Origin of the sequence: Rhodoblastus sp., from assembly GCF_019449565.1 — a bacterium.
GTDB lineage: Bacteria > Pseudomonadota > Alphaproteobacteria > Rhizobiales > Beijerinckiaceae > Rhodoblastus.
This window is the reverse complement of sequence record NZ_JAGRPM010000062.1, coordinates 1-2,174: the sequence shown is the minus strand read 5'-3', so window position 1 is coordinate 2,174 and position 2,174 is coordinate 1. Positions and strand designations below refer to the sequence as shown.

Here is a 2,174-nt window from a genome sequence, read left to right as displayed (position 1 = left end):
CGCTTCAAGGCCAGCGCCGCAACCGCAAAAGGACGAAAGGAGAAAGCCAATGCCTTGACCAAAACCTGACCGCAGGAACATAAAAAGGCGGGTCACTTCTCAGTGAAAATCCCGGGTCAGTTCCAAACGGAAATCAACATTCAGGGCTTCGCGGGCGGCAACGAGCGGGTCTCTGGTCTTGAGGCTCTGCCGGATAGTCGCCTTGCCTTGGTGGTGCTGCTTCATGTCCGCAGGCACACGCCGAGCGTAGTAGAAAATGCCGTCTTTCCAGGTGGTCACGTATTTCACGGTAAGCCTCAAAGCCCCCGCTTGGCAGACGACAATCGCCATTGTAGCACCCTTTGTGTCACCATCGGGTCTACGGACAGTCATCTAAGTCGTTGTTTCGAAAGGGAGTTCCCTTGAAACGTTGGTGCCCAGGAGAGGACTCGAACCTCCACGCCCTTGCGAGCGCCAGCACCTGAAGCTGGTGCGTCTACCAATTCCGCCACCTGGGCCCGGGGCGTTTTCTAAGGGCGCGTTCCGCCCCTGTCAACTCAAACGCAGCGGAAGTTTCAAGAAAACGTCACGGGCCCTTCGCCGCGCCCCGGACGCCCGAGTTGTTGCCCGCTGCGTACGTTCATGGCGACGCCTCGCGGGCGCGGCCGGCGATTTCCCTTCGCCGTTCGGAAATCATCCGGCCGAGGTAATCCACCGCGAGCGCGATCGGCGCTGTCTTCTGCTCTTCGACATTGCCCTTGACGACGTCATGGGTGAAGCGTTCGACCGCCAGGTCGATCCCCGCGCGAATTTCGTCAAGCTCCTCCGTCGTCGTGGCAGCCTTGATCAAGGCGATCACCTCGGGCACTTTGGCCAGCAGGCTTTCGCTGGTTTCTTTCGTCTGCATCAAGCCGAGATAGCGCAGCGCCGCCATCGCGCCCGACGCCAGCGCGCCGAGCAGCAGCGGGCCGTAATAGAACCAGTCGCCATATTGCTCGAGAAAGCTCGTCTCCTCGCCGTCATAATAGGTCTGCGCGCCGGGATGGACCGGGAAAACGGCGTCCTTTTCGACGCTCGCCGCCTTGACAAGTCTGGCGACGGAGGCGTCGCCGGCGATGCGCTGGCGGTTCTCGAACAGGTTTCGCGTCAGTTGCGTGATCGCGGCATTGGGCGCGTCGCGTTCGGCGACCAGATAGGTCGGAACACGCAGGGTCGAAACGTCTTCGGCGGGCAGTGGCGGCGTCCCGCCGAACAGGCCGGCGGGAATTTCGCCCGATTCATAAGCCGGCGCGGCCTCGGCGATGGCGTCGCTTTCGTCGATGGGGACAAGGCCGAGATTTTTTCCTATGGCGCGGCGCGTCACCGCCCAGTTTTCAGCCACGATCGCGCCGCGCGTGGTCGGCGCGACGAAGAGCAGGGCGTCCACCTTGCCGTCATGGAAAGCCGCCGCGATCTGGGCCGGTACGGCCGGAAGCTCGACGACATTCACGCTCACGCGGAAATGCCGCCGCAAGGTCTCGATCAGGGCGTCATTGGCCCCGGGCGGCCCGATCACGCCGATTGTCTTGCCCTTGAGGCGTCCGAAATTTTCGATTTTGGCCTTTTCCGGCGCGACGATGACAACCGGATCGCTGTGCAGCAGCGCGACGGCGCGGGCCTTCACGGCGCTCGCGACATCGGTCCGCACGACGGCCAGCATTGCCTGGCCGCTCTTCAGCTTTTCAAGCGATTCGACCGGGCCGGAGGTCGGGACGGCCTTGAGGCGGACATGGCCGCCGTCGGCGGCGAGAAGCCGGCTCCAGGCGTTGATGAAATCAGCGTCGTCGGAATTGGCCGGTCCCACGGCGACGGTCAGGATTTTGGGCTGCGAGAAATGGCGCCAGACGCCCGCGCCAAGGCCCAGAGCCAGAGCCAGCGCGATCAAGGCGAAAATTCGCCGCCAGAAATTGGTCAATCACTTCCTCCGACGGCGCGAACGAGACAGAATCCCGGCTTGGACGAGACGGACGGCGGAGGCCCGCCGTCGCGTCGCGGTCAGCCAGGCGGTCTCAACCCCAGGAGATATAGAGTCCGACGTCGCCTGGCACGCCATTGGGCCAATCGACGATTTGTGCGGCGAGCTTGTAGCCGAGCGGCTGGAGCTTTTCCTTCCAGGTCAGGTAAGCCTGCCTTGGCCGGCCGGTCAGCGTCTGCGG

General features: G+C 63.2%; 2 protein-coding genes and 1 tRNA gene. All 3 read right to left on the bottom strand.

The window, feature by feature from the left end; all coding sequences use genetic code 11:
• Nucleotides 1-99 precede the first annotated feature (99 nt).
• The 3 genes from QZ409_RS14380 to QZ409_RS14370 all read right to left on the bottom strand — a co-directional run bounded on the left by QZ409_RS14380 (nt 100) and on the right by QZ409_RS14370 (nt 1,933).
• Complete coding sequence (locus QZ409_RS14380) at nt 100-330, bottom strand: DUF6538 domain-containing protein (protein ID WP_296712635.1); 231 nt, start codon at nt 328-330, stop codon at nt 100-102.
• A gap of 80 nt (nt 331-410) precedes the next feature.
• Nucleotides 411-497, bottom strand: a tRNA-Leu gene (locus tag QZ409_RS14375).
• A 122-nt stretch (nt 498-619) separates the two neighbouring features.
• The gene (locus QZ409_RS14370) at nt 620-1,933 is read right to left on the bottom strand and encodes a TAXI family TRAP transporter solute-binding subunit (protein WP_296712632.1); all 1,314 of its coding nucleotides are present in this window, start codon (nt 1,931-1,933) and stop codon (nt 620-622) included.
• Nucleotides 1,934-2,174: the final 241 nt, after the last annotated feature.

Excerpts from the sequence above, each read along its gene's own strand:
- QZ409_RS14380 (WP_296712635.1), bottom strand. The coding sequence starts at position 330 with ATGGCGATTGTCGTCTGCCAAGCGGGGGCTTTGAGGCTTACCGTGAAA.